Source organism: Amycolatopsis sp. NPDC059027, from assembly GCF_042739735.1.
In the GTDB taxonomy this organism is placed as follows: domain Bacteria; phylum Actinomycetota; class Actinomycetes; order Mycobacteriales; family Pseudonocardiaceae; genus Amycolatopsis.
Genome location: NZ_JBHYIK010000167.1, coordinates 1 through 1952 on the forward strand (window position 1 = coordinate 1; position 1952 = coordinate 1952).

General features: G+C 38.0%; 2 protein-coding genes. Both read right to left on the reverse strand.

Annotation, left to right across the window (positions count from 1 at the left end; genetic code table 11):
- Positions 1-857: hypothetical protein (locus tag ACFWY9_RS44885; protein WP_378341772.1), on the reverse strand; the 857-nt coding region annotated here is incomplete at its 3' end.
- A 90-nt stretch (positions 858-947) separates the two neighbouring features.
- Positions 948-1121: a hypothetical protein gene (locus ACFWY9_RS44890; RefSeq protein ID WP_375839303.1), complete on the reverse strand. Its 174-nt coding sequence runs from the start codon at positions 1119-1121 to the stop codon at positions 948-950.
- Between the last annotated feature and the right edge of the window lie 831 nt (positions 1122-1952).

Genomic DNA, 1952 nt, shown 5'->3' on the forward strand with positions numbered 1-1952 from the left:
TTGTCATTTTCGACATGATAACTTTTCTCGTAGTGTGGTTTTGCCGAACCCACTACTTTTTTTATGTCTCCGAACTTCATTTCTTCCCGTTCCGGATTAACAATCCCTTTTGATTTTCGATACATATTCATTCCGGAAGGATACATGTGCAGCCGTCCGCCTTTTAAAAATTTCTTTTCCCGACCTTCTACGATCTTTGTTTGCACCTCACAGCCCTCTGAAGCCACTTTTAAGGCTGTTTCCCTGTCTTGGACATCTTCTAGGTCTATATCAGTCAAATAAGCGCTCAAATAGGCTCCTATGTTGTCTATATCCTTTAATGACTTGATTGTTACAAATCCTAAACCCCATAGACTCCTTAATTCAGCATTTTTAATATAAATCTTATCCAAATCATTAAAGCGCATTAAAACATGACAATGCCAGGCTCCACGTCCTTGTGGCTCTACCACCGATAAATAATCTATCGAACTTTCTTTCTTGTATTTATAACGCAACCTGTCGATAAAATTTTGAAAATCACTATAAAGTTTTTTCGTGTCCGTCATATTTTTCTTGTATGTCAAAGTTATATGTAATTCATTTGGCCGTCCTATAAAATTGTTATTTATCAAATAACGCAGCTTCTTAAAGGTTTGTCTCAAAGAATTATAATTTTCCTGCCGATTTTCCGAATGCTCGAACTCCCGGATCTCCCCAGTAGAGAGGTCTACAAACCTATCCTTGTCCAATTTTTTGATATTATTTTTCCGGTTCATCTTCTCCATATGCTGAACTTCAATGACGTGATTCATAGTGGTCACTTTTACAACATCATTTGGAGCTATGAAAACCGCGTCACCATTGCGTTTATCCATCCATTTCCCCTCAATTTTTCCTGTAATGTTTAATTAAAATCAAGTTAATAATAAAGAACCCCAAATCCGAAGTCAGTTTTTCAACAAAAATTAGCGTCCTTTTCCCAAATAGTCCCTATACAATTCCTTAATAGCAAACTCAATTACAGCATCTTTTGAAACTCTTCCAAATTCATTGTGTTTTGTAAAATGTTCGGCTAATAACTCTAGCTTTTTAAATGTTTCAACAGTAATTCGAGGTCCAATTTGTTTTTTCTCTTCCATCCAAACACACTCCTAACAAGTTGTTAACATAATTCTAACATTGGAAATAATAGAATTCAAGAACAGAAAAAAGAAGCACACTCGGAATGATATTTCGTTTCCTTTTGATTCCGAGCCTCCACCCCTTACAATCCCCAAAGGCAACCGACAAGGGAAAATTCGTCCCTTATCGGCACCTCCGGAAATTGTACAGCAAGGGGTCACTCCCAATAAAAAGACTACGACATATAAAACAGGTTTAGCTTCAGAGAAAAAGAGCATAAGGAAACTCGGTGCCACCCTAAAAAAAAGGGTGTCAAACAGGCTGTGCCTGTTGAGTTTCTATGCTCTTAGAACAGGTGCCGTTTTTGAAGCCAAAGATATAGCATAGATACCCCATAGATATAGCAGGGATATACCAAAATATCTCTAGAGATACGGGTATCTATGCTATATCTCTCTACAAGATTCCTCCACACGCTTGACGGAAATGCTTCAGCATTTTAGCACTCACTCGACAGAGTGTATAAGTGCGCCATTCGGAATTTCAAAGCTTCAAATTTCACAGAGAGTGCCCATTTATACACACCCCCTAAATCGTGGTGTGACAATGGGTTCTCGCCGGCTCGAAATCGGTTTGTCATTCTGACAAATAACCCTTCGGGAAATAAAAAAAAAGGCTCCATAAAGAGGAACCGTTTTGCTTCAAAAATCACGTTTTGTGTTATACTGGAGAAACGAAATTGTGTTTTCAAAATTGTCATTTTCGACATGATAACTTTTCTCGTAGTGTGGTTTTGCCGAACCCACTACTTTTTTTATGTCTCCGAACTTCATTTCTTCCCGTTCCGG

What these genes read in the sequence shown, in the direction of transcription:
- ACFWY9_RS44890 (WP_375839303.1), bottom strand. Translation starts at nt 1,121, where the DNA reads ATGGAAGAGAAAAAACAAATTGGACCTCGAATTACTGTTGAAACATTT.